The 23,243-nt window shown below is 68.1% G+C and carries 21 protein-coding genes; 9 read left to right on the forward strand and 12 right to left on the reverse strand.

All coding sequences use genetic code 11. From position 1 onward, the window contains the following. Positions 1–93 precede the first annotated feature (93 nt). From FFI87_RS19955 to FFI87_RS19965, 3 genes are read right to left on the reverse strand one after another with little or no spacing between them, the layout of a single operon-like run. A complete protein-coding gene (locus FFI87_RS19955) occupies positions 94–957 on the reverse strand; it encodes an MBL fold metallo-hydrolase (RefSeq protein WP_138849394.1) in 864 nt (287 codons plus the stop codon). Positions 958–960: 3 nt separating this feature from the next. Next, the gene (locus FFI87_RS19960) at positions 961–1,287 is read right to left on the reverse strand and encodes a hypothetical protein (RefSeq protein WP_138849393.1); all 327 of its coding nucleotides are present in this window, start codon (positions 1,285–1,287) and stop codon (positions 961–963) included. A gap of 13 nt (positions 1,288–1,300) precedes the next feature. Then, a complete protein-coding gene (locus tag FFI87_RS19965) occupies positions 1,301–1,831 on the reverse strand; it encodes a sugar ABC transporter (RefSeq protein ID WP_138849392.1) in 531 nt (176 codons plus the stop codon). Positions 1,832–2,031: 200 nt separating this feature from the next. On the opposite strand from FFI87_RS19965, the gene FFI87_RS19970 reads away from it, so the two are divergent. Then, complete coding sequence (locus FFI87_RS19970) at positions 2,032–2,883, forward strand: LysR substrate-binding domain-containing protein (RefSeq protein ID WP_138850221.1); 852 nt, start codon at positions 2,032–2,034, stop codon at positions 2,881–2,883. Positions 2,884–2,956: 73 nt separating this feature from the next. On the opposite strand, the gene FFI87_RS19975 is transcribed toward FFI87_RS19970, so the two are convergent. Then, a complete protein-coding gene (locus FFI87_RS19975) occupies positions 2,957–4,258 on the reverse strand; it encodes an NCS2 family permease (RefSeq protein WP_138849391.1) in 1,302 nt (433 codons plus the stop codon). A gap of 757 nt (positions 4,259–5,015) precedes the next feature. Here FFI87_RS19975 and FFI87_RS19985 point away from each other — a divergent pair. Further along, positions 5,016–5,294 carry a hypothetical protein gene (locus FFI87_RS19985; protein ID WP_006757698.1) on the forward strand — a complete coding sequence of 93 codons (279 nt, stop codon included), beginning with the start codon at positions 5,016–5,018 and terminating at the stop codon, positions 5,292–5,294. 181 nt (positions 5,295–5,475) lie between these two features. Here FFI87_RS19985 and FFI87_RS19990 read toward each other — a convergent pair whose 3' ends face one another. The 5 genes from FFI87_RS19990 to FFI87_RS20010 form a co-directional block, all read right to left on the reverse strand. Next, the gene (locus FFI87_RS19990; protein WP_138849390.1) at positions 5,476–5,850 is read right to left on the reverse strand and encodes a DUF2917 domain-containing protein; all 375 of its coding nucleotides are present in this window, start codon (positions 5,848–5,850) and stop codon (positions 5,476–5,478) included. 251 nt (positions 5,851–6,101) lie between these two features. After that, positions 6,102–6,389 (reverse strand): hypothetical protein, encoded by a 288-nt coding sequence (locus FFI87_RS19995; RefSeq protein WP_138849389.1) that lies wholly within the window; start codon positions 6,387–6,389, stop codon positions 6,102–6,104. A 103-nt stretch (positions 6,390–6,492) separates the two neighbouring features. Then, entirely contained in the window at positions 6,493–7,398 is a 906-nt protein-coding gene (locus FFI87_RS20000; RefSeq protein ID WP_138849388.1) for a metal-dependent hydrolase, read from the reverse strand. 34 nt (positions 7,399–7,432) lie between these two features. Beyond that, complete coding sequence (locus tag FFI87_RS20005) at positions 7,433–9,220, reverse strand: SDR family oxidoreductase (protein WP_138849387.1); 1,788 nt, start codon at positions 9,218–9,220, stop codon at positions 7,433–7,435. Positions 9,221–9,284: 64 nt separating this feature from the next. Next, complete coding sequence (locus FFI87_RS20010) at positions 9,285–10,181, reverse strand: M24 family metallopeptidase (RefSeq protein ID WP_012366638.1); 897 nt, start codon at positions 10,179–10,181, stop codon at positions 9,285–9,287. Between the two features lie 522 nt (positions 10,182–10,703). Here FFI87_RS20010 and FFI87_RS20015 point away from each other — a divergent pair. Next, positions 10,704–11,981, forward strand: coding sequence for a haloacid dehalogenase-like hydrolase (locus FFI87_RS20015; RefSeq protein ID WP_138849386.1), 1,278 nt, complete (start codon positions 10,704–10,706; stop codon positions 11,979–11,981). A gap of 81 nt (positions 11,982–12,062) precedes the next feature. Here FFI87_RS20015 and FFI87_RS20020 read toward each other — a convergent pair whose 3' ends face one another. The 3 genes from FFI87_RS20020 to FFI87_RS20030 all read right to left on the reverse strand — a co-directional run bounded on the left by FFI87_RS20020 (position 12,063) and on the right by FFI87_RS20030 (position 15,594). Beyond that, complete coding sequence (locus FFI87_RS20020; protein ID WP_012366636.1) at positions 12,063–12,836, reverse strand: slipin family protein; 774 nt, start codon at positions 12,834–12,836, stop codon at positions 12,063–12,065. After that, on the reverse strand, positions 12,833–14,437 hold the full coding sequence (locus tag FFI87_RS20025) for an NfeD family protein (RefSeq protein ID WP_138849385.1): 1,605 nt from the start codon (positions 14,435–14,437) through the stop codon (positions 12,833–12,835). The genes FFI87_RS20020 and FFI87_RS20025 overlap by 4 nt, the downstream gene beginning before the upstream one ends. 122 nt (positions 14,438–14,559) lie before the next feature. Further along, a complete protein-coding gene (locus tag FFI87_RS20030; RefSeq protein ID WP_012366634.1) occupies positions 14,560–15,594 on the reverse strand; it encodes an AraC family transcriptional regulator in 1,035 nt (344 codons plus the stop codon). 137 nt (positions 15,595–15,731) lie between these two features. On the opposite strand from FFI87_RS20030, the gene FFI87_RS20035 reads away from it, so the two are divergent. From FFI87_RS20035 to FFI87_RS20065, 6 genes are all read left to right on the forward strand, one after another. Continuing rightward, entirely contained in the window at positions 15,732–16,865 is a 1,134-nt protein-coding gene (locus FFI87_RS20035) for an acyl-CoA dehydrogenase family protein (protein WP_012366633.1), read from the forward strand. Positions 16,866–17,049: 184 nt separating this feature from the next. After that, positions 17,050–18,756: an AMP-binding protein gene (locus tag FFI87_RS20045; protein WP_012366632.1), complete on the forward strand. Its 1,707-nt coding sequence runs from the start codon at positions 17,050–17,052 to the stop codon at positions 18,754–18,756. Positions 18,757–18,863: 107 nt separating this feature from the next. Further along, positions 18,864–20,393, forward strand: coding sequence for a CoA-acylating methylmalonate-semialdehyde dehydrogenase (locus FFI87_RS20050; RefSeq protein ID WP_138849384.1), 1,530 nt, complete (start codon positions 18,864–18,866; stop codon positions 20,391–20,393). A gap of 18 nt (positions 20,394–20,411) precedes the next feature. Then, entirely contained in the window at positions 20,412–21,314 is a 903-nt protein-coding gene (gene mmsB / locus FFI87_RS20055) for a 3-hydroxyisobutyrate dehydrogenase (protein ID WP_138849383.1), read from the forward strand. Continuing rightward, positions 21,311–22,102: an enoyl-CoA hydratase gene (locus FFI87_RS20060; RefSeq protein WP_138849382.1), complete on the forward strand. Its 792-nt coding sequence runs from the start codon at positions 21,311–21,313 to the stop codon at positions 22,100–22,102. The genes mmsB and FFI87_RS20060 overlap by 4 nt, the downstream gene beginning before the upstream one ends. After that, the gene (locus FFI87_RS20065; RefSeq protein WP_138849381.1) at positions 22,099–23,238 is read left to right on the forward strand and encodes an enoyl-CoA hydratase/isomerase family protein; all 1,140 of its coding nucleotides are present in this window, start codon (positions 22,099–22,101) and stop codon (positions 23,236–23,238) included. Before FFI87_RS20060 ends, FFI87_RS20065 begins: the two co-directional genes overlap by 4 nt. Positions 23,239–23,243 lie beyond the last annotated feature (5 nt).

The raw sequence follows: 23,243 nt of genomic DNA on the forward strand, positions 1-23,243 counted from the left end.
CCGGATACCGGCGCCCGTGTCGTATCGGCGCATGCTGGTCCGCAGTCCCGCTTAGGCCGGATGGCACGATGCCCTGCCTGCGTGCCGTTTCCGTCAATCCGCCCCGATGAGCGCATACGCGCCGTCGGTTGCGCCATCCGCGCGCGCGATGCGTGCGAAGCCCGTGTCGGCGAGGTGCATGCCCGCAATCAACATGGTGTCCGAAGCGACTTCGGCGAGCGTGGCCGCGCGCGTCGCGGACGCCTGCGACGGATCCTGGTCGAACGCGATCGACACGTCGGGCCGGGCGACCTGGATCGGCGCGAAATGGACGAGATCGCCCCAGATCAGCAGGCGCTCGCCGTGCGATTCAACGCGATAGCCGGTGTGGCCGGGCGTGTGCCCCGGTAGCGGCACCGCGACGATGCCGGGCAGTACGTCGCCCGCGTCGATTGTACGAAGTTGCGGGCGGTAAGCGTCGAAGGTCCGCCGTGCGATCCGGAAATTGACGCGTGCGCGTTCACTTGCCCGCTCGTACGCGTCGTCGTCCAGCCAGAACGCGCGTTCCCGTTCATGAATGAGCACCGCCGCTTGCGCAAAGGCCGGCTGTCCGTCCGCGTCGAGCAGACCGCCGATGTGGTCGGGATGCGCGTGCGTCAGCAGGATCGTGTCGATGTCGCTTGCATCGATACCGGCGTGCGTCAGCGACGCACGCAAATGGCCGCCCCAGTTCCGGATGCCGCCGGCACCGGTGTCGACGAGCACGGTGCGGCCGTTTCCGCGTATCACGTAGCAGTTGATGTTGACGTCCGACGGCGCGAGGATGCCGGCGCGATGCATGATGCCGGCCGCATCGTCCACGTCGATGTTCGACAGCAGGTCGAGGCCGGCCGTCAGCGTGCCGTCGCTGATCGCGGTCACGGAGAAATCGCCGACCTGACGACGCGGAAACAGAAGGCGGGGAATGGGGGTGTTCATGGGTCAATGTCGCGCGTGAAGGTGGGCGGTGTCGTAGCCGAAGCAGCGGATGCGTGCGACGCATCCGGTGTGGCGGAGAATCTCGCGATCCAGTTCGGCCATGAACCGATCCATCAATTCAGTGGTGCGAAACGATGCGATGCGAAAGCGAATCTCCGCGCTGACCGGATGTCCGCGGCCGTGCCGGATCGGCACATAGGCGACGTGAATCGCGCCGGGCGCGGCTCTCAGCACGTCGGTGCAGAGCGTCTCGCAGGCCGACGACAGTCCGTCGAGCGCCGCGTTCGCCGGCATGTTCGCCTCGGGAATGAAAATCGTGACGCTGGGCATGGCGGGCCTCCCGTCAGTGTGCCGTTGCCGACGCCCGCGCGCTGACGAGCCGGTCGCCCATCGGTGCATAAAGCCTGATCGCGGTACCGGACGCGAGCCGCGCCTGATCCGGATCCAGCACGGCCAGCCAGCGAGCGGCCGGCAGGCAATCCAGCGCGATCGCATGCAGGGCCGTGGCGGCGATTCCCGCTTGTGCGAACGGGGCAGCGTTGTCGCAAACGGCCAGCCATTGATTGCCGGAGACGGCCGGCGCCGGTGCGGCGCTGTCGTATACGTTGCGGCGCCACTCGACGATGTGCGGCTGCCAGCGCGCGAAATTGCCGCCGCCGTTGTCGCGGTACTCGGCCGAGGTCAGCACGTCGGCGCTCTCGATCGTGTGCAGCGCAAGGTAGACGGGGCCGTCGCCACCGACTGCACGAAAGCGTTGCGACGTGAGAAAGCCGGGCACGGAAATCAGCGCCGGCAGTTTGACGCGGCTGTAGAAGTCGTTCCACTCGGCTTCGACGGCGGGCTCGGCGATGCTGCATTCAACGGCATAGATCATCACACCTCCACGGGTAGCAAGCGGCCTTCGGGGTGGGGCGCCGCTCGACTGGTTGAATTTTTGTCATGATAATCAGCCGATGAGCAGGCGAAAAACGATGATTCATCACCGTTCAATGACATTTGATCAAGCTATGACCGACACGGGTCGAACCGGGAGCAATCGTGACGCGACGCAGGATTCCGAGCAATTCGGCATTGATGGCATTCGAGGCCGCGGCGCGGCATGGGAGCTTCGCGCGTGCTGCCGACGAGTTGGCGCTGACCGAAGGCGCGATCAGCCGGCAGATCGGCCGGCTGGAGATGTTTCTGGGCGTGTCGCTGTTCGAGCGGGTCGGCAACCGCGTTCGGGTCGCGCCGAACGGCGCGCGCTACGCGGCGCAGGTTAGCGAAGTGCTGGATCGGCTCGAGCGCGACAGCCAGTACATGATGGGGCAGCCCGGCGACGGCGGCAGCGTGGATATCGCCGTGACGCCGACGTTTGCGACGCGCTGGCTGATTCCACGGCTGAAGGATTTCCAGACGCGGCATCCGAACGTCACCGTGCATTTCGCCGATCGCGCCGAGCCGTTCGTGCTGGCCGGCAGCGGATTCGATGCGGCGATTCATTTCGAGCATCCGGCCTGGGCCGGCATGCATACATACCGGCTGTGCGAGGAGGTGCTGGTGCCGGTTTGCCATCCGTCGCTGCTCGCGGGCGGGGATCCGGATGCGTTGCTGGGCACGCTGCCGCGCCTGCACAAGCGCCAGACACCTGATGCGTGGTCGGCGTACGTGCAGGAGACGAGGTTGCCGGTGAACAATCCGGCCGCCGGCGCGCGCTACGATCTGTACTCGATGCTGATCGCGGCGGCGCTGGCCGGGCTCGGCGTCGCGCTGGTGCCGCGGCTCTATGTCGACGCCGAGATCGCGCAAGGATTGCTCGCGGCGCCCTGGCCCGACGGTCGGGGCGTGGTCAAGCGCTTCTGTCTCGTGTTGCCCGACGCGCTGGAACTGGGCGACGGTCCGCTGCAGACCTTCGCGCACTGGGTACTGCGGCAGGCGGACGCGTGATGCGCGTAGCCCCAACAAAAACGCCACCCGAAGGTGGCGTGGTTTCATCGCGCATCGCACCGATGCGCGTGCGTCACTCGCTGCCGAGATAGAAGAAGCGGAACAGGAACACGGCCGCGATGATCCACCCGACCGGCTTGACCGTGCGGGCCTGGCCCGTCAGCAGCTTCAGGCCGCCATACGAGATGAAGCCGAACGCGACGCCATTCGCGATCGAGTACGTGAACGGCATCAGCAGCGCGGTCAGGGCGGCCGGCACGGCTTCGGTCGCATCGTCCCACGGCACGTCCACCATCTCGCGCAGCATCAGGCACGACACGTACAGCAACGCAGGCGCGGTCGCGTAGGCCGGCACGACGCCGGCGAGCGGCGCGATGAACAGGCACGCGAGGAACAGCACCGCGACGGTGATCGCCGTCACGCCCGTGCGGCCGCCGGCCTGCACGCCCGACGCGCTTTCGATATACGCGGTGGTCGACGATGTGCCGAGTACCGAGCCCGCGACGATCGCGGTGCTGTCGGCGAGCAGCGCCTTGTTCAGGCGGTTCATCTTGCCTTCGACGAGCAGGCCCGCGCGGTTCGCGACGCCCATCAGCGTGCCGGTCGCGTCGAACAGCTCGACGAGGAAGAACACGAGGATCACGTTGATGATGCCGGTCGACAGTGCGGCGCCGATGTCGAGCTTGAACAGCGTCGCGTCGATCGACGGCGGTGCGGAGAACACGCCGTGGAACTGGTTGCCGCCGAAGAAGAACGACAGGATCGTCACGCCGATGATGCCGATCAGGATCGCGCCGCGTACGCGCAGATGGTCGAGCGTGACGATCGTGAAGAAGCCGACGATCGCGAGGATCGTGTCGTGCTTGTGCAGGTCGCCGAGCGTGACGAGCGTGGCCGGGTTGCCGACGATCACGCCGGAGGTCTTCAGCGAGATGATGCCGAGGAACAGGCCGATGCCGGCGGTGATCGAGATGCGCAGCGATTTCGGAATGCCGTTGACGATCGCCTCGCGCACGCGGAACAGCGTGACGAGCAGGAACAGGCAGCCGGAGATGAACACCGCGCCGAGCGCGGCTTGCCACGTGAAGCCCATCCCCTTGACGACCGTGTATGCGAAATACGCGTTCAGGCCCATGCCCGGCGCGCAGGCGATCGGGTAGTTCGCGTACAGCCCCATGATGAGCGACGCCAGCGCCGCGACGAGGCAGGTCGCGACGAACACGGATTCCTTCGGCATGCCGGCGTCGCCGAGGATCGCCGGGTTGACGAAGATGATGTAGGCCATCGTCAGGAACGTGGTGACGCCCGCGAGTATTTCGGTGCGGAAGTCGGTGCCGGCTTCAGCGAAGCCGAAATACCGCTTGATGGATTCCATGAAGGCGTTTCTCCGGTCGGGTTGTCGTGTTGCTTGTTGTTTGTGCCGAATTGTTGTAACGGCAGCGCGCGGCCGGCGTACTGTAACCAGCCACTATTGCCGCGCTATCGGCGGATTGTAATAGCGCGGATAGCTCGGACGATATAGTTGCGGGGCACGATCGGCTGCGTTCGCGCGAACGGTCGGACAGGCCGGCCGCGCGTGGAAGGCGCGCATTTTACCGGTTTGGACGAAGCGGGCAGGTAGAACGGATGGAAACGATTCGATGGCGGGCGGGCCGTGTCGGCCGATGCGGGCGCAACGGCATGAGGGGCGAGCGGACGCCGCACGATGACATGCGACTGCCATGGAGCGCCCGCATGCTGGACGAACGCGGGGCCGGCGCACCGCATACGCGAACGCGCGCGCGTGGCCGGCGCGTTCGCGCAGAGGCGTTCGGCGGCCGTTCGTCGGTCCGGGCGGTTGCAGATATCGGGCTATCCTGCTCCGAAGCCGTCCCGTCCGCAACTGTCATTTCTCGATGCCGGCGCGACTGTGGTTTCTGTGTAAAAGATTGCAAGAGGTCATCGCGTAAACCGGCAAGTCTTTCTAGGATAGATACACCGCGCACACACGCCGGCCGGTTATTGCCGACGCGGGGGAGTCGCAGTCCGTGCAGGCCAGGCGGTGAAGTGTGGTGACGGTCGCTGCGCATTCGGGCAGGCGCGACCGGTTGCGATTGCCCGATGCGGGTTCGTCCGTATTCACGGAGGTCAGCATGTTGAACTGGATCAGCCGTTGGGCGATGCGGCACGCCCCCACGCCGGAAAAAACCGCTGCGTCGATGCTCGTGACGGCGCGCATGGAACTGTTCGCAGCCGAACAGCGCGTCATCGATGCGAAATTACAGGCGGATTACTGGCGTACACGCGTGTCATTTCTCGAGGAAGTGCAAAAACAAGGCATCGACCCGTGGGTGACCTCGCATGCCGCGCAACGCCCCGATCTTGATTCCGCTCCCCGTGGCACGGGCCCGCGTCTCGCCGCCAGCACCTGAACCTGATGCATGCAATGCAGGTGACGGTTGTTGCGCACGGCGCGCGATCGCGCGCGGCATGCATTGGCGTGCCGCGTGATTCGATGCGCACCGGCGACGCAGTGCGCCGCCGGTGCGTCCGTTTCCGGATGCGGTAATTTCGCGCGCGCCGGTGCCTCGTTGCGCGCGTCAGCACGCATCGTCAATCCCTTCTTCGCCATCGTCCGACGAGCAAACGTTGCACTTGCGCGAGCGTGCGTCTGAGCCGTTCGCCGCGCCGCACGTACGCCGTCGTGATCGACGCTTCGGCCGCGCGGCCGTCATCGGTGCCGAGCCAGATGCGATCGCCGCGCGCGATGCGCAGCACGTCGCCGGGTTGTACCCAGTAATCGTCGACGCTCGGCGGCCGCGTGATCCACAGCGGCGCGCCGTGCGCACGAATTTCCGCATCGCTCGGCGCGCGCCAGGTCAGGGTCGTGCGCGGCGCGACCGCGAAGCGGATCACGACGGTCGGTAACGTGATCGCGCCACTGCGGCGCGTATCGGGACGGTCGAACAACGGGCTTGCCTGGTCCATCGTCTGCTCCATTCGTTGAGCCGGACGGATGACGCGCACCAGAACAAAAAGGCCTCATCCGTTTCCGGTGAGGCCTTGTGTGACATGCGGTACTGCTCGGATGCTAACGCACAAGCGCCTCCCGTGACCCATTCTTTCGAATGTTCATCGAGCAATGTTTCGCGATGGCGATGTGCTTGAACGTAGGCATGCGAACGAGTTTGTCGATGTCGTCCTGCGTTGTCAACGACTATTTTCGAGATGCGTGGCGATCACGCGTCGCGTTGGGCGAGGCCGTTCACGAGCAGTTCGGACAGCAGGCCCGTCATCCCTTCCGGGTGCGTGGCGGCGCGCGCCTTCAGCTGTTCGACGAGATCGGCGTTGAGCTTGCACGCGAACGGCACGAGCCCCTGTTCCTGGTCGAGCTTGCGCTGCGCGCGGCGATCGAGCTTCGGCGCTTCCTCGGCACCCTTGCCGAAGCGCGCGGTGTTCGACTGCTTCATCGCTTGCGTCAGCTTGAGCGCCTTGTTCTTTTCTAGATCGGTTTTCTTCATGGCCATCGCGGCACCTCCGGGAAATGAAGCCGCGATTGTACGCACTTTCGGCGGGCGCCGCCCGCCGAGGTCGTGACAAAGCCGCCGCCGGCCTCGCTCGGGCATCCGTTCACGGGCCCTTCGTCGTGCCCCAGTTGCCGCCGTGCGCGGCCGCCTGCGCGGCGGGCGAGCGGGCCAGATACGCGAGTGCCTGCTCGGTCGAGCCTTCATGGTGCGGCGTATAGCCCGGCTTGAAATAGCGCAGCGCCGCGCCGATCACTTTCCAGAACGACGGCAGGTGGCCGCGCCGCGAACCCTTCCACCACGACAGCACGAAACCCGGATAGCGGCCCGCGGCCGGGTCGCGCCGGTACATGAACCTTGCGCCGCTCGTGATGAAGTAGAGCAGCAGCGCGATCACGAACGCCATGTGCAGGCAGCGCTCCGGGTAATTGCCGCCCACGTGGTTGTAGATGTCGAACGCGACGGTGCGGTGCTCGACTTCCTCTGCGCCGTGCCAGCGCAGCAGGTCGACCATCGTCGGATCGGCGCCGCCTTCTTCCAGCCCGTGCGCATTGAGCACCCAGTTGCCGAGATAGCCGAAGAAATGTTCGAGCGACGCGATCACCGCGAGTTGTTGCCGCAGCCAGAAGCGCGTGTGGCCGATCTTCAGCCCGAACGGCGCTTCGCCGAGCGCGCGCGTGAACAGCCAGTTCAGCTTCCGCGTGAACGGCTTCGTGTCGATCCCGTGCCGGTCGTAGTAATGCTTGAGCACGCCGCCGTGCGAGCGCGAATGCACGGCTTCCTGGCGCAGGAAGCCTTCGGCTTCCTCGCGCAGGCGTGCATCGGTGATGTGCGGCAGCGCCTTGTTGTACACGCGGCAGAACCACAGCTCGCCTTCCGGGAACAGCAGGTTCAGCGTGTTGATGATATGCGTGCTGCACGGATCGTTCGGCACCCACGTGATCGGCGTGTCGCTGAAGTCGAACTTCACGTGCCGGGCCTTGATCGGGTGATAGTCGGCGGTGGCGGTCATCTGTGTCTCCGTTTCTGTGCGGTGGCCTGCGCCGTCAATGCGATGCCATGCCGATGCGGGCGAGCATCCGGCCGAGCCACGGCATGAAGCGGCCGACGACGCGCAGCGCATGCGCCTCGGCGCCCACCGCCACGACCGGCCGGTTGCGCAGCACGCCGTCGACGATTGCCTGCGCGACGGTCTCGGGCTTCAGGCCGCGCATCTGGTACAGCTTCGTCGCGCGTTTGCGCAGCCGTGCCTCGTCCTGAGCGTTGGCGCCCGCGTATTGCGTCGACGCCATGATTCCGGTTTCCGCGAAGCCCGGGCACACGGCCGTCACGCCAATGCTTTTCTCCGCGAGTTCCGCGCGCATGCATTCGCTGAGCATCAGCACGGCGGCTTTCGTCGTCGCGTATGCGGGCAGGTCGCGCGACGGCCCGAACGCGGCGGCCGACGCGGTGTTGACGATGTGGCCGCCGGTGCCGCGCGCGGCCATCTGCCGGGCGAACAGCCGCGAGCCGTGGATCACGCCCCACAGGTTCACGTGCAGGATGCGCTCCCAGTGGTGGGCGGTGGTGTCGAGAATGCCGCCGGCCATGCCGATGCCCGCGTTGTTGATCACGACGTCCGCGCCGCCGAGTTCGCTGCCGACCCATGTCGCGAGCGCTTCCATCTCGTCGGCGGACCCGACGTCCACGCATTTCGCGTAGGCCTGCGCGCCGATCAGCCCGAGCAGCAGCGCGGTGCGCTCGGCGCTCGCGAGCTCGATATCGCACGCGACGACGGTCGCGCCTTCGCGGGCGAACGCGAGCGCCGCGCAGCGGCCGATGCCGCTGCCCGCGCCGGTGACGACCACGACCTTGCCGCTGAAGCGGCCGCTGGTGGCGCGCCGGCGTGCGTTCGCGAGCGCAGGCGGCTCTTCGCCCGATTCGACCGCGTCGATCAGCTGCTCGGCGAGCCCCGCGAAGCGCGCGGGATCGGCGAGCGGCAGCCAGTGGCCGGCCGCCACTTCGCGCCGGTAATACTGCGGCACCCAGCGCGACAGGTTTTCCGACAGCGCCGGACTCACATACTTGTCGTCGAGCGGCACGATCGTCTGCACGGGAGCGTGCGCGTAGCGCTCGCGCGGCGCGAACAGGCAGCGGATGAAGTTCGCGCGATAGAGGCGCACGCCGTGCGCGCCGTCGTCGGCCTGCGTCGCGCGCGGGGCGATCGGCGTTTTCTCGACCCGGCGCAGCAGGCCCGGCCATGCGCGGCCGAGCCACAGCCGCCAGCTCAGCTCGGGGATGAACGGCAGGTGGAACAGGGCCACGTACCACGAGCGCACGAGCTGGCCGCCGAGCTTGGCCAACGATGCGGGGGTCGGCCGCAGCACGCGTTCGCGCAGCCAGAAGCCGACGTGGTCGAGGCACGGCCCCGAGCATGACGTGTATGACGCAATGCGGCCGGCGAGCCGCGGATCCGTGACGAATTCCCAGCCCTGGATCGAGCCCCAGTCGTGCGCGATCAGGTGCACCGCGCGGCCGGGGCAGAGCGTGTCGATCACCGCGATGAAGTCGTCGGTCAGCTTCGCGAGGTGGTAGTCGGCCGTGCGCTTCGGCACGCCGGACAGGCCCGCGCCGCGCACGTCGTAGGCGATCACGTAGTGCTTGCGGGCGAGCAGCGGCGCGACCTGCTGCCAGACGCTGCTGTCGTCGGGATAGCCGTGCACGAGCACGACCGGCGAGCGGGGCGGGTCGCCCCAGGTCCTGACCGCGAGCGTCAGGTCGCCGGAGGCGACGGCCGTCTCGCTGTGAAGCAATTCGAACAGGGCCAGCGGCGCTTCGTCGGAAAGAGGCTGCATCGTGAGTCCGTCGTTCAGGGATTCGGGGCTTCGGGGATTCGCAGGAAGGTGCGACGCGGATGCGTCACGCAGCGGCCGGCACAGCCGCGACCGCCTGCGCGCGTTCGGCCTGGCGGCGCTGCCGGCGGCGCACGTGCGGCAGGTCGTCGTCGAGCCAGTACGCGTCGTCGTCGGTGATCACCAGCAGTTCCTCGAATTTCGCGCCGACGCCGGCGAAGCCGAGATGCGGCTCGACGGCCCACAGGCCCGGCACGGGCGCATGTTCGGAGCGGCGGTCGATCGACCACAGCGGCGACCAACCCTGCTGCTTCGCCGCGCGGCCCTGGTCGAGCAGCAGGTTGCGCGTCGCGTTCAGCCCGAAGCGCGCGACGAAGCGCGGTTTCGACGGCTTGTGGATCTTCGCGACGCGATGCGCGAGCACCTTGAACGGATACGCCTTGTGGCGCGGCTCGACGCCCTGGCGGCGGCACAGCGCGTCGACCGCCTGCGCGACCTCGGCCATCGGGCGGCGCGCCTTCACGAGCCGCACGATCATGTCGCGATGGTCCATCAGGTCGTCCTGCAGCTGGTCGAGGATCGGGTTGCGACCGAGGCAGTGCGCGTAGCCGACGTCCGCGACGACCCCGTCGAGCACGGGCGCGACATCGAGGATCACCGGCATGTCGGTTTCGAGCTGGCGGTGGCTCGGGAAGAACGCGAGGTTGAAGCCGCCCATGTGCTTGAGGCCGGAGAAGCCCTCGAACGCGGTGCGCTCGCCGAACCACGCGAACGGCTTGTGCAGCCAGTCGTGCACGCCGTGGTCCTGCAGCCATTCGGTCAGCAGGCGTGCGGCTTCCTTCTCGGTGATGCCGGGATAGAGCATCGCGCCGACGGTCTCGACGCAGCGGTAGGCAAGCTGCTGGACCGCTCGGAATTGCGGCAGCTCGTCGAGGTGGACTTCCGGCAGCGGGTGATCGGCCATGATGCGTCTCCATGTGTCGGCCCGCGTTTGCGTGTCGGCGCGACGCGAGTCCTGTGCAAGGCTGGGGCGCTGATCCGGAACGCATCCGCCAGCGATCTTGGGCGAATTATTCAGTCAGCATTTAATGTGCCATTGATTGATGTAACGATCATAGCCGGTTCGACGTCGCGTGCCAGCCCCCCGGAGATGAGGACTTCTCCTAAGGGAGCGCCGAAATGGAGGAGAAGCTCTAGGTTTCCGTCGGTCGGTCGGTCGGTCGGGCCGGCCGGCCCGCTGCTGCGCCCGCGTCCCGAGCGGAGGAGCCGGCCGGGAGCACCACGCGAGGTTCCGGCGCGGGCCAGGCATGTCGCGCCGGATCAACTCTCCGTCGTGTCGCGGCGCGACGCTGTCAAATTGCCGAAATAATTTCGTCACATCATCCGCCCCTATTCGAAGCCTTTGCGGCTTCGCCGGGCCGGTGTGCCGCGCGTCGCGCGGGGCAGCGACCGAAGCCGATTCGGCATTTCAACGGAGAGAGAGACCATGCAACGCCGCCGGTTCATGAACACCCTTGCCGCGGCGACCGCCGCGACGCCGCTCATGCTCAAGGCCGGCATCGCCGGCGCGAAGAGCGCAATCGCGCCGGACACGCTGGATCCGGGCCGCTGGTCGCCGTTCAACGCCGCGCGCCTGCAGGCGGTGCTCGACCAGCATGGCGTCGCGAGCGCGCGCTACGATGGAAAGCGCCGCCCGTATGCGGTGTTCGACTGGGACAACACGTGCATCATGAACGACTGCGAAGAGGCGTTGCTGATGTACCAGATCAACCATCTGCAGTACAAGCTGACGCCGGACGAGTTCGTCGCCGTGATGTGGAAGGACGTGCCGAAGGGCACGTTCATGAAGGACTACACGACCGTCGACGGCAAGCCGGTGACGATGGAGGACCTCGCCGCCGACGTCGAGTCCGACTACCGCTGGCTCCATGCGAACTACAAGGGCTTCGGCGGCGACAAGAGCCTCGACGAGATTCGCGAGACCGACCAGTTCAAGGATTTTCGCGCGAAGCTGTACTTCATGTACGACGCGATCTGCGACACGCATCCGCTCGAAGTCGGCTACAAGTGGATCATCTACTTCTACAAGAACATGACGACCGCCGAGCTGCAGGCGATGGCGGAAGCGTCGAACAACTACGGTATCGGCGACGCGCTGCGCAAGGTTCGCTACGAAAGCCCGAAGGCGCTGCCGGGCAAGGCCGGCGTGGTGGCCGATACCCATTTCCACGGCATCCGCATTCACGAGGAAATCCGCGCGGTGATGCATACGCTGCGTGCGAACGGCATCGACGTGTACGTGAGCACCGCGTCGCTCGACGACGTCGTGCGCGTGTTCGCCGGCAATCCGAACTATGGCTACGGCGTGGCGCCCGAGAACGTGATCGGCCTGCGTCTCGACATGCAGGACGGCAGGTACACGAGCACCTATCCGGCCGGTTGGCATTTCAACTGGGGGCCCGGCAAGACGGTGGGCATCCGCAACGTCCTCGCGTCGAAGAAGGGTTACGGCCCGCTGCTGGTGTTCGGCGACAGTGACGGCGACGCGTGGATGCTGCGCGATTTCAAGGACACCGCGGCCGGCGTGATCGTCAACCGGATGAAGAAGGGCGAGATTGGCGCGGACAGCACGCTCGCGGCCGAACAGATCGGCAAGCCGAACGCGCGCTTCCTGCTGCAGGGTCGCGACGAGCACACGGGCCTGATGATCCCGGACGAGAAGTCGATCAAGTACGGCAAGACCGAGCGCAAGCTGCTGGCCTGACGCGGGCCGGGCGCCGGGCCGCCGCGGCCCCGCGTCCATCCGCATCGGCCGTGGCCTCGTGCGAGCCGGCACACGCGCGTCTCAAGGCTCCCGCTTCACCCCCAACCGATCCAGCAGCGACCCCAGCAGATCGATCGGCAGCGGAAACACGATCGTCGAGTTCTTGTCGGCCGCGATCGTCGTCAGCGTCTGCAGGTAGCGCAGCTGCATCGCCTGCGGCTGCAGCGCGAGCCGCTGCGCGGCCTGCAGCAGCTTCTCCGACGCCTGCAGTTCGCCTTCCGCATGAATCACCTTCGCGCGCCGCTCGCGCTCGGCCTCGGCCTGCCGCGCGATCGCGCGCACCATCGTCTCGTTCAGGTCGACGTGCTTGATCTCGACCGTCGATACCTTGATCCCCCACGCATCGGTCTGCGCGTCGAGCGTCTTCTGGATGTCGGCGTTCAGCTGCTCGCGCTCGGCGAGCAGCGCGTCGAGCTCGTGCTTGCCGAGCACCGAACGCAGCGTCGTCTGCGAGAGCTGGCTGGTCGCGTCGAAGAAGCGCGCGACCTGGATCACGGCCTTTTCCGGATCGACCACGCGGAAATACACGACCGCATTGACCTTCACCGACACGTTGTCGCGCGTGATCACGTCCTGCGGCGGCACGTCGAACACGACGGTGCGCAGGTCGATCCGCACGACCTGCTGGACGATCGGGATGATCAGCACGAGCCCCGGCCCCTTCACTTTCCAGAACCGGCCGAGCATGAACACGACGCCGCGCTCGTACTCGCGGAAGATGCGGATCGACGACGCGACGAGCACCACGACGAAGACGATCAGGACGCTGCTGAAGCCGAACGTATAACCGATCATGAAGGTTCTCCTTGGGGTTGTGCCTGCCCGGGCACGTCGTAGAGCGGCGTGACGGTCAGCGTCAGCCCCTGGCGGCCGGTCACGCGCACGTGACAGCCGGCGGCGAGCGGCACGCTGCTCGCGACCCGCCAGCGCTCGCCGTGCACGCGCGCCCAGCCGGCGGCCGACGGCGCGACGCCGCTGGCGCCCATCGGTTGATCCGGGTGCAGCCCATCGTCGAGCACTTCGCCGATGCTGCCGAGCATCGCCTCGGCGCCCGTCACGACCGGGCGCCGCCGCGCGCGCAGCGCGACGCTCGATACGACGGCGACGAACAGCGCGCCGCCGAGCGCCAGGCTCGCGATCACGGGCCACGGAATCCCGTAGCCGGGCACGTCGGTGTCGATCAGCATCAGCGCGCCGATCGTGAACGACACGATCCCGCCGAAACCGAGCACGCCGAAAGTCGGCAGGAACGCCTCGGCGACGAGGCAGCCGAGACCGAGCAGCACGAGCCCCAGGCCCGCATAGCTGACCGGCAGCAATTGCATCGCGAACAGCCCGACCAGCAGGCAGATGGTGCCGGCGAGGCCCGGCAGCACGAAGCCGGGGTTCGCGAATTCGAAGAACAGTCCGTAGATGCCGATCGTGAGCAGGATCAGCGCGACGTTCGGATCGGCGATGATCGACAGGAAGCGGCTGCGCCAGTCGGGTGCGAGCACGACGAGCGGCGCATGCGCGGTCGCGAGGTGCAGCGTGCCGGCGCTGGTCGTCACGGTGCGGCCGTCGAGCTGGCGCGCGAGGTCGGCCGGATCCTGCGCGATCAGGTCGACGACATGCTGCGCGCGCGCCTCGTTCGCCGACAGGCTCACGGCTTCGCGCACCGCGCGCTCGGCCCATTCGGCATTGCGTCCGCGCAGCTGCGCGAGGCCGCGGATGTAGGCGGCGGCGTCCTGGGTCGCCTTGCGGATCTCGGTCGACTGTGTGTCGTTCGGCAGCGCGACGGGCGTGGACGAGGCGCCGGAGGCGCCGCCGGCGCCCGATGTCCCGGCCGGCGACGGCCGCGGCGTGCCCGGTGTACCCGGTGTACCCGGCGTACCCGGCGTACCCGGCGTACCCGGCGTACCCGGCGTGCCGCCGCCGATGCCGAACTGCACCGGCGAGGCCGCGCCGAGATTGGTGCCGGGCGCCATCGCGGCGACGTGGCTCGCGTAGACGATATAAGTGCCCGCGCTCGCGGCCCGTGCGCCGCCGGGCGCGACGAACGCGGCCACCGGCACCGGTGAGCCGAGGATTGCCTTGATGATCTGCCGCATCGACGTGTCGAGCCCGCCGGGCGTGTCGAGCTGCAGGATCGCGAGCGGCGCGTGGTCGTGCGCCGCGCGCTCGATCGATCGGACGATGAAGTCGGCGCTGGCCGGCCCGATCGCGCCGTTGACCGGAATCACGATGACCGGTGGCGCGGCGGCGGGCGAGCTGGCGGGGGGCGGGGCCGCAACCGCCGCGCATACGACGAGCAGCGCCGCGAACAGCGCGGCGCGCGCGACCCGCGCGACCAGCGGGTGACGGGGGCGGCCGTCGGGCGATGCCGATGACGGCGGCCCATGACGATGAATGGGCATCGGGGCGTCCGGGCGGCGCGCGGCCGCACGCCGTCCGGCTCGCGGAAAAGGGCGTTGGCCCGATGCTTGAAGATTAGGCGGTTTCGGGGCAAAGCGCGAAGGCGGGGCAGCCGGCCGCGCACTCAGCCGGCGCCGTTGCCCCGCGCGAGCGCTTCTTCGCGGTATTCGGCCGGGCTGCGCCCGCTCCATTTGCGAAACGCGCGGTAGAACGCGCTCGGTTCTGCGAAACCGGTAGCAGCCGCGACGTCGGCGATGGTCCGCGACGGATCGGCCAGCGCCTCGAACGCGAGATCGCGCCGCAGCGTGTCCTTGATCGACTGGTACGCGTGGCCCTCCTGGTGCAGCTTGCGGCGCAGCGTCGCCTCGGCCACGTGCAGCCGCGCGGCCATCCCGCCCGCGCCGGGCCACGCGGCAGGCGGCATCCCGCGCAGCACCGTGCGCACGCGCTGCGCGAGCGCGTTCGGGTTGCGGTACTTGACGATGAAGCTGGCCGGCGCGTTGCGCAGGAACGTCTTCAGCGTCTTCGCGTTCTGCACGACCGGCAGCGTCGCGAATTCGGGATCGAAATCGACATACGAATCGGGTTGATTGAACCGCATGTCGTCGCACAGCATCGACGGGTATTCGTGGTCGGCCGGCGGCGTGTCGCAGCGGAAGCTCGCGTGCAGCACCGGGATGCGCCGCCCGATCAGCCAGCAGGTGAGCCCGTACACGATGATGAAATAGGTCGCGTACGTGAACATCGCGGGCGCCGCGGCGCTGTTGCGGTGCACGAAGCGCAGCCGCACGCGCTGCGGATTGGCGTCGAGCTCCGCGTGCAGGTCGTCGAGCACGCAGTGCAGGAAATTCACCGCGCGCGCCATCGCGTGCAGTCCGTCTTGCGCGGACAGCGCGGCCTGGCTCATCGCGATGAAGCTGCCGCTGCGCATCGGGTGGCGGTCCTGCCCGAAAAACTCGTCGTCGAGCGCGCGCGCGATCGCGTTCCACAACGCGCCGTATTGCTGCGCGGACACCCGCGCGCGCGGCTGGTCGAGCAGCGCGGGCGCGATGCCGGCCTGCGCGAGCAGCGGCTCGGCCGCGACGCCGCGCCGGGTTGCGAGCGCGACGCTGTAAGCGACGAGGCTGATCGCGACGGTGCCCTTGTCTTCCTGCTTCATCGAAGCCGCCGGTATGGCAAAAACGCTCAGTGTAAATGAGCGGGGCGAGCATCGAACAGTCGCGCGTGCTTGCCTACACTTGTTGCATCGAAACGGAAGGTCGGTCGCCGCACGCGGCCGCGGGAGACAGCAGCGCCATGGACGAGCTTTACACCGAAGACCAGCGGATGATCCGCGACGCCGCGCGCGCGTTTGCCACGGAGGTGCTGGCCCCGAACGCCGCGCAGTGGGACCACGACGCGCACCTGCCGGACGCCGTCGTCGCTCAGCTCGGCGAACTCGGCCTGCTCGGGATGATCGTGCCGCAGGAACTGGGCGGCGCGTATACGGATTACGTCGCCTACGCGCTGGCGATGGAGGAGATCGCTGCCGGCGACGCCGCGTGCGCGACGATGATGAGCGTGCACAACTCGGTCGGCTGCGGGCCGATCCTCGGCTTCGGCACGCCCGCGCAGAAGGATCGCTGGCTGGCCGAGATGGCGGCGGGCCGCATCATCGGCGCGTTCTGCCTGACCGAGCCGCAGGCCGGCTCCGAGGCGCACAACCTGCGCACGCGGGCGGAACTGCGCGACGGCAAGTGGGTGCTGAACGGCGCGAAGCAGTTCGTGACCAACGGCCAGCGCGCCGGCGTCGCGATCGTTTTTGCCATGACCGACCCGGAAGCCGGCAAGCGCGGCATTTCCGCGTTCCTGGTGCCGACCGACACGCCGGGCTTCATCGTCGGCAAACCCGAGAAGAAGATGGGCATCCGCGCGTCCGACACGTGCGCGATCACGTTCGAGAACTGCGCGATTCCGGAAGAAAACCTGCTCGGCAATCGCGGCGAAGGGCTGAAGATCGCGCTGTCGAACCTCGAAGGCGGCCGAATCGGCATCGCCGCGCAGGCGCTCGGCATCGCGCGGGCCGCGTTCGACAAGGCGCGCCGCTATGCGGGCGAGCGCGTGCAGTTCGGCAAGCCGATCGCCGAGCACCAGGCGATCCAGCAGAAGCTCGCCGACATGGCCACCCAGATCAACGCGGCGCGCCTGCTCGTGCATCACGCGGCGAAGCTGCGTACGGCCGGGCTGCCGTGCCTGTCGGAGGCGTCGCAGGCGAAGCTGTTCGCGTCCGAGATGGCCGAGCGCGTGTGTTCCGACGCGATCCAGATCCACGGCGGCTACGGCTACCTCGTCGATTACGAAGTCGAGCGTCATTATCGCGACGCGCGCATCACGCAGATCTACGAAGGCACCAGCGAAGTGCAGCGGATGGTGATCGCGCGCCAGCTTTGAGTCGCGGCGCGCGCTCCATCGAACACCACGCGAACCGACAAGCAGGCAAACAGGCAGGGCACGAGGGCAGCGCGGCAAACGCGGCACGCAACGACGTGACCGTGCGCGGCGCAACAGGGAACCGGACGGGCGCTGCAGCGCCTGCGCCGGTCGACCGCTGGGCATGGAGACTGGAGACGACACGATGACAGTACAGGCATTCCTGGACGCACGCGACTTTCTGCTGCGCCATCGCACCGACTACGACACCGCTTACCGCGATTTCGAATGGCCGGTGCTCGATGCGTTCAACTGGGCGCTCGACTACTTCGACCCGATGGCGCGCGGCAACGACCAGCCCGCGCTGTGGATCGTCGACGCGGCAACCGGGACGGGCGACCCGTATTCGTTCGCGCAGATGTCCGAGCGCTCGTCGCGGATCGCGAACTGGCTGCGCGGCATCGGCGTCGTGCGCGGCGACCGGATCCTGCTGATGCTGCCGAACCGTGTCGAGCTGTGGGACGCGATGCTCGCCGCGATGAAGCTCGGCGCGATCGTGCTGCCCGCCACTACCCAGCTGTCGGCCGACGACGTGCGCGACCGCGTGCAAATCGGCGGCGCCACATACGCGATCGTCGACGAGAACGAAACCGCGAAGTTCGAACAGGCCGATCTCGGCCTGAGGCGCAAGATCGTCGCCGGCGCGCCACGCGACGGCTGGCTTGCGATGAACGACGGCTACGCGGCGAGCGACGTATTCACCCCCGACGCCGTCACGCAGTCGAACGAAACGATGCTGCTGTACTTCACGTCGGGCACGACGTCGAAGCCGAAGCTCGTCGAGCATACGCACCGCACCTATCCGGTCGGGCACCTGTCGACGATGTACTGGGTCGGCCTGCAGCCCGGCGACATCCACTGGAACATCAGCTCGCCGGGCTGGGCGAAGCATGCGTGGAGCTGCTTCTTCGCGCCGTGGAATGCGCAGGCGTGCGTGTTCGCGTTCAACTACGCGCGCTTCGAGCCGAAGGTCGTGCTCGATGCGCTCGTCAAATACCGGGTGACCACGCTGTGCGCGCCGCCGACCGTGTGGCGGATGCTCGTGCAGCAGCCGCTCGCGTCGTTCGACGTGAAGCTGCGCGAGATCGTCGGCGCGGGCGAGCCGCTCAATCCCGAGATCATCGAGCGCGTGAAGAAGGCGTGGGGCATCACGATTCGCGACGGCTACGGCCAGACCGAGACGACCTGCCTGATCGGCAACACGCCGGGCCAGCCGGTCGTCGCCGGCTCGATGGGGCGGCCGCTGCCGGGCTACCGGATCGCGCTGCTCGACCCGGACGGCGCGCCCGTCAGCGAAGGCGAGGTCGCGCTGCCGATCGGCGCGGGCGCATCGCGCCCGGTCGGGCTGATGAACGGCTACGCGAACAATCCCGACGCGACGGCCCATGCGATGCGCGACGGCCATTACCGCACGTCGGACATCGCGATGCGCGGCGACGACGGCTACTACGTGTACATCGGCCGCGCGGACGACGTGTTCAAGTCGTCCGACTACCGGCTGAGCCCGTTCGAGCTGGAAAGCGTGCTGATCGAGCATCCGGCGATCGCGGAGGCGGCCGTCGTGCCGAGCCCGGACCCGCTGCGGCTGTCGGTGCCGAAGACCTACATCACGCTGCGCCAGGGCTACGAGGAAAGCCCGGCGCTCGCGCTGGAGATCTTCCGCTTCTCGCGCGAGAAGCTCGCGCCGTACAAGCGCATTCGCCGCCTGCAGTTCGCCGAGCTGCCGAAGACCATCTCGGGGAAGATCCGCCGCGTCGAGTTGCGCCGCCGCGAGATCGAGCGCGGCGACGATGCGACGACGCGCATGCCCGGCGAATACTGGGAAGAAGATTTCGCCGCCGAACTGAAATGACCGGCCGCGGGCCGCGCGCGCCGCATCCCGCGGCGGCCGCCCGCAGCTGGATTGAACCGGCCGCGCGGCATCGGCGCCGCGCGGTCCACAGCAAGGAGATTGCATCGATGAACGCGAATCCGACGCCCCGCACGGGGCAAGACGTGCCGACGGTCAAGCTGCTGATCGACGGCGCTTTCCTCGAGTCCACCACGAGCGAGTGGCGCGACATCGTCAACCCGGCGACCCAGCAGGTGCTCGCCCGCGTGCCGTTCGCGACCGTCGCGGAAGTCGACGCGGCCGTGCAGGCCGCGCAGGAGGCGTATGCGACGTGGAAGAACACGCCGATCGCCGCGCGCATGCGCATCATGCTGAAGTTCCAGGATCTCGTGCGCGCGAACCTGCAGCGCATCGCGAAGACGCTGACCGCCGAGCAGGGCAAGACGCTGCCCGACGCCGAAGGCGACATCTTCCGCGGCCTCGAGGTGGTCGAGCACGCGTGCTCGATCGGCACGCTGCAGCTCGGCGAGTTCGCCGAAAACGTCGCGGGCGGCGTCGACACCTACACGCTGCGCCAGCCGCTCGGCGTATGCGCGGGCATCACGCCGTTCAACTTCCCCGCGATGATCCCGCTGTGGATGTTCCCGATGGCGATCGTGTGCGGCAACACGTTCGTGCTGAAACCATCCGAGCAGGACCCGATGTCGACGATGGAGCTCGTCGAGCTCGCGATCGAGGCCGGCGTGCCGAAGGGCGTGCTGAACGTCGTGCACGGCGGCAAGGAAGTGGTCGACGCGATCTGCACGCATCCGCTCGTGAAGGCGATCTCGTTCGTCGGTTCGACGGCCGTCGGCACGCACGTGTACAACCTCGGCAGCCAGCACGGCAAGCGCGTGCAGGCGATGATGGGCGCGAAGAACCACGCGATCCTGCTGCCCGACGCGAACCGCGAGCAGGCGATCAACGCGCTGGTCGGCGCGGGCTTCGGCGCGGCGGGCCAGCGCTGCATGGCGACCTCCGTCGCGGTGCTGGTCGGCCGCGCGCGCGACTGGCTGCCGGACATCGTCGCGAAAGCGCAGACGCTGAAGGTCAACGCGGGCTCCCAAGCGGGCACGGACGTCGGGCCGGTCGTGTCGCGCGGCGCCAAGGCACGCATCCTGTCGTTGATCGACGCGGGCATCAAGGAAGGCGCGAAGCTCGAGCTCGACGGCCGCGACGTGAAGGTCGCCGGCTTCGAGGAAGGCAACTTCATCGGGCCGACGATCTTCTCGGGCGTGACGCCGGAGATGACGGTCTACACCCATGAAATCTTCGGGCCGGTGCTGGTCGTGATGGAAGTCGACACGCTCGACGAGGCGATCGCGCTCGTCAACGCAAACCCGATGGGCAACGGCGTGGGCATCTTCACGCAGAGCGGCGCAGCCGCGCGCAAGTTCCAGAGCGAGATCGACGTCGGCCAGGTCGGCATCAACATCCCGATCCCGGTGCCGGTGCCGTTCTTCAGCTTCACCGGCTCGCGAGGCTCGAAGCTCGGCGATCTCGGCCCGTACGGCAAGCAGGTCGTGCAGTTCTACACGCAGACGAAGACGGTCACCGCGCGCTGGTTCGACGACGACACGACGGCCGGCCCGGTGAACACGACGATCCGGCTGCACTGAGCGGCGGAGGAGACGAACATGAAGATCGGTTTTATCGGACTGGGCCACATGGGTGCGCCGATGGCGCTGAACCTGCTCAAGGCTGGCCATGAAGTGCATGCGTTCGACCTGAGCGCCGATGCATTGCGCGCGCTGCAGGACGCCGGCGCGCAGGCGGCCGCCTCGCCGCGCGATGCGGCCTCGGGCGCGACGTTCATGATCACGATGCTGCCGGCCGCGCCGCACGTGCGCTCCGTGCTCGCCGGTGAAAACGGCGTGCTGGCCGGCCTCGACGCCGGCGCGACCGTGATTGATTCAAGCACGATCGACCCGGCGAGCGCGCAGGCGTTCGGCGCGCTCGTGCGCGAGCACGGCGGCGCGTTCGTCGATGCGCCGGTGTCGGGCGGCACCGGCGGCGCGGCGGCCGGCACGCTGACCTTCATGGTAGGCGGCAGCGACGCCGATTTCGGGCGCGTGAAGCCCGTGCTGGCCGGCATGGGCAAGAACATCGTCCACTGCGGCCCAACCGGGATGGGGCAGGTCGCGAAGGTCTGCAACAACCTCGTGCTCGGCATCTCGATGGCGGCCGTATCGGAGGCGATGTCGCTCGGCGTCGCGCTCGGCATCGACCCGAAGGTGCTGGCCGGCATCGTCAACACGTCGACGGGCCGCTGCTGGAGCTCGGACACCTACAACCCGTATCCGGGTGTGATCGCCACCGCGCCGTCGTCGCGCGGCTACAGCGGCGGCTTCGGCACCGACCTGATGCTGAAGGATCTCGGCCTCGCGAACGACGCCGCGAAGCAGGCGCGCCAGCCCGTCTATCTCGGCGCGCTCGCGCAGCAGCTGTACCAGGCGATGAGCAGCCGCGGCGACGGGCAACTCGATTTCTCGGCGGTGATCCGCCTGTACCAACCGGCCACGAAGAAGGACGCCTCATGATCGAACTGGACTACGTCGACGACGGCGCGATCGCGTGCGCGACGCTCAAGCGTCCGCCCGCGAACGCCTTTACCGCCGACGGGCTGCGGCAGCTGCAGGAAACCGTCGCTGAGCTGAACGCGAACCCGCGCGTGCGTGCGCTGGTGATCACCGGCGACGGCCCGAAGTTCTTCAGCGCCGGCGCCGACCTGAACACGTTCGCCGATGGCGACCGCGCGGTCGCGCGCGCGATGGCCGCGCGCTTCGGTGCGGCGTTCGAGGCGCTGCATGACGCGCGGGTCGTGACGATCGCGGCCATCAACGGCTATGCGATGGGCGGCGGCCTCGAATGCGCGCTCGCGTGCGACCTGCGGATCGCCGAGACGCACGCGCAGATGGCGCTGCCCGAACCGTCGGTCGGCTTGCTGCCGTGCGGGCTCGGCACGCAGACGCTGCCCTGGCTCGTCGGCGAAGGCTGGGCGAAGAAGATCATCCTGGCCGGCACGCGCGTCGATGCGGCGACGGCGCTCAGGATCGGCCTCGTCGAGGACGTGGTCGAGCGTGGCACGGCACGCGAGGCGGCGCTGGCGCTCGCGCGCAACGTCGCGCGGCAGAGCCCGCATGCGGTTGCGTACAGCAAGGAGCTGATCGGCCTCGCACGCCGCGGCGTGCCGCGCAGCGCGGCGCTCGCGGTCGAGCGCGAGCGCTTCGTCGACCTGTTCGACACGAACGATCCGCGCGAAGGCGTGGCCGCGTTTCTCGGCAAGCGCGCGCCGCAATGGCACACCGATGGGGAGGCGCAACCATGAGCACGCCGGTCACGACTCACGAGCGCGTCGCGCAATCCGCGCCGGAGGTGCTGTTCCGCGTGGTGAACCGCGTGGCGCTGATCACGCTGAACCGGCCGGCCGCACTCAATGCGTTGTCCTATCCGATGATCGGCGAACTCGCCGCTCTGCTCGAGCGTTGCCGCACCGACGACCAGATCGTCGCGGTCGTGCTGCGCGGCGCGGGCGAGAAAGGCTTCTGCGCGGGCGGCGACGTGCGTGCGCTGTACAGGATGGTCGCGCAGCGCGAGACCTGGCTGCCGTTCTTCGTCGACGAATACCGGCTCGACCATGCGATCCACACGTTTCCGAAACCGGTGGTCGCGCTGATGGACGGCGTGACGATGGGCGGCGGGATGGGGCTTGCGCAAGGCGCGGCGCTGCGTGTCGCGACCGAGCGCAGCAAGATCGCGATGCCGGAGACGCGCATCGGCCTCGTGCCCGACGTCGGCGCGACGCATTTCCTGTCGCGCATGCCGGTCGAGCTCGAACTGTACGTGGGGCTGACGGGCGCGATGCTGTCGGGCGCCGACGCGCTGAGCGCGAAGCTCGCGGACCTGTGCGTGCCGTCGTCGTGGCTCGATACGTTCGAGACGCGCATCGAGAGCGTCAAGTGGGACGGCGACGTGCTTCCGGCGCTGCGCAAGGTGTTCGAGCCGCCCTGCAACGTCGTGCCGCACGCGGTGCTCGACACGCAGATGGCGTGGATCGTCCGGCACTTCGACAAGCGCTCGACCGTCGAGCGGATCGTCGCGACGCTGAAGCAGGATCTCGCGCGCGAAGAGTTGTCGCGTGAGCATCGTCAATGGCTGCAGGCGACGCTCGACGCGCTCGCCGGCCATTCGCCGACGATGCTGTGCGTGACGCGCGAAGCGCTGCTGCGCGGCCGCCAGATGACGCTGGCCGAGTCGTTCCGGATGGAGCTCGGCATCGTGGCGCGCGCGATCGAGGAGGGCGACTTCTGCGAAGGCGTGCGCGCGCATCTCGTCGACAAGGATCGCAAGCCGCGCTGGGCGCCGGCGTCGCTCGTCGAGCTGCGCGCCGAGCGCGTGCGGCATTTCCTGACCTCGCCGTGGAAGCTGTTCGCGCATCCGCTCGCCGATCTCGGCGCGGCGTGATCGCC

It is taken from the genome of Burkholderia sp. KBS0801 (genome assembly GCF_005937855.2).
GTDB classification, from domain to species: domain Bacteria; phylum Pseudomonadota; class Gammaproteobacteria; order Burkholderiales; family Burkholderiaceae; genus Burkholderia; species Burkholderia ambifaria.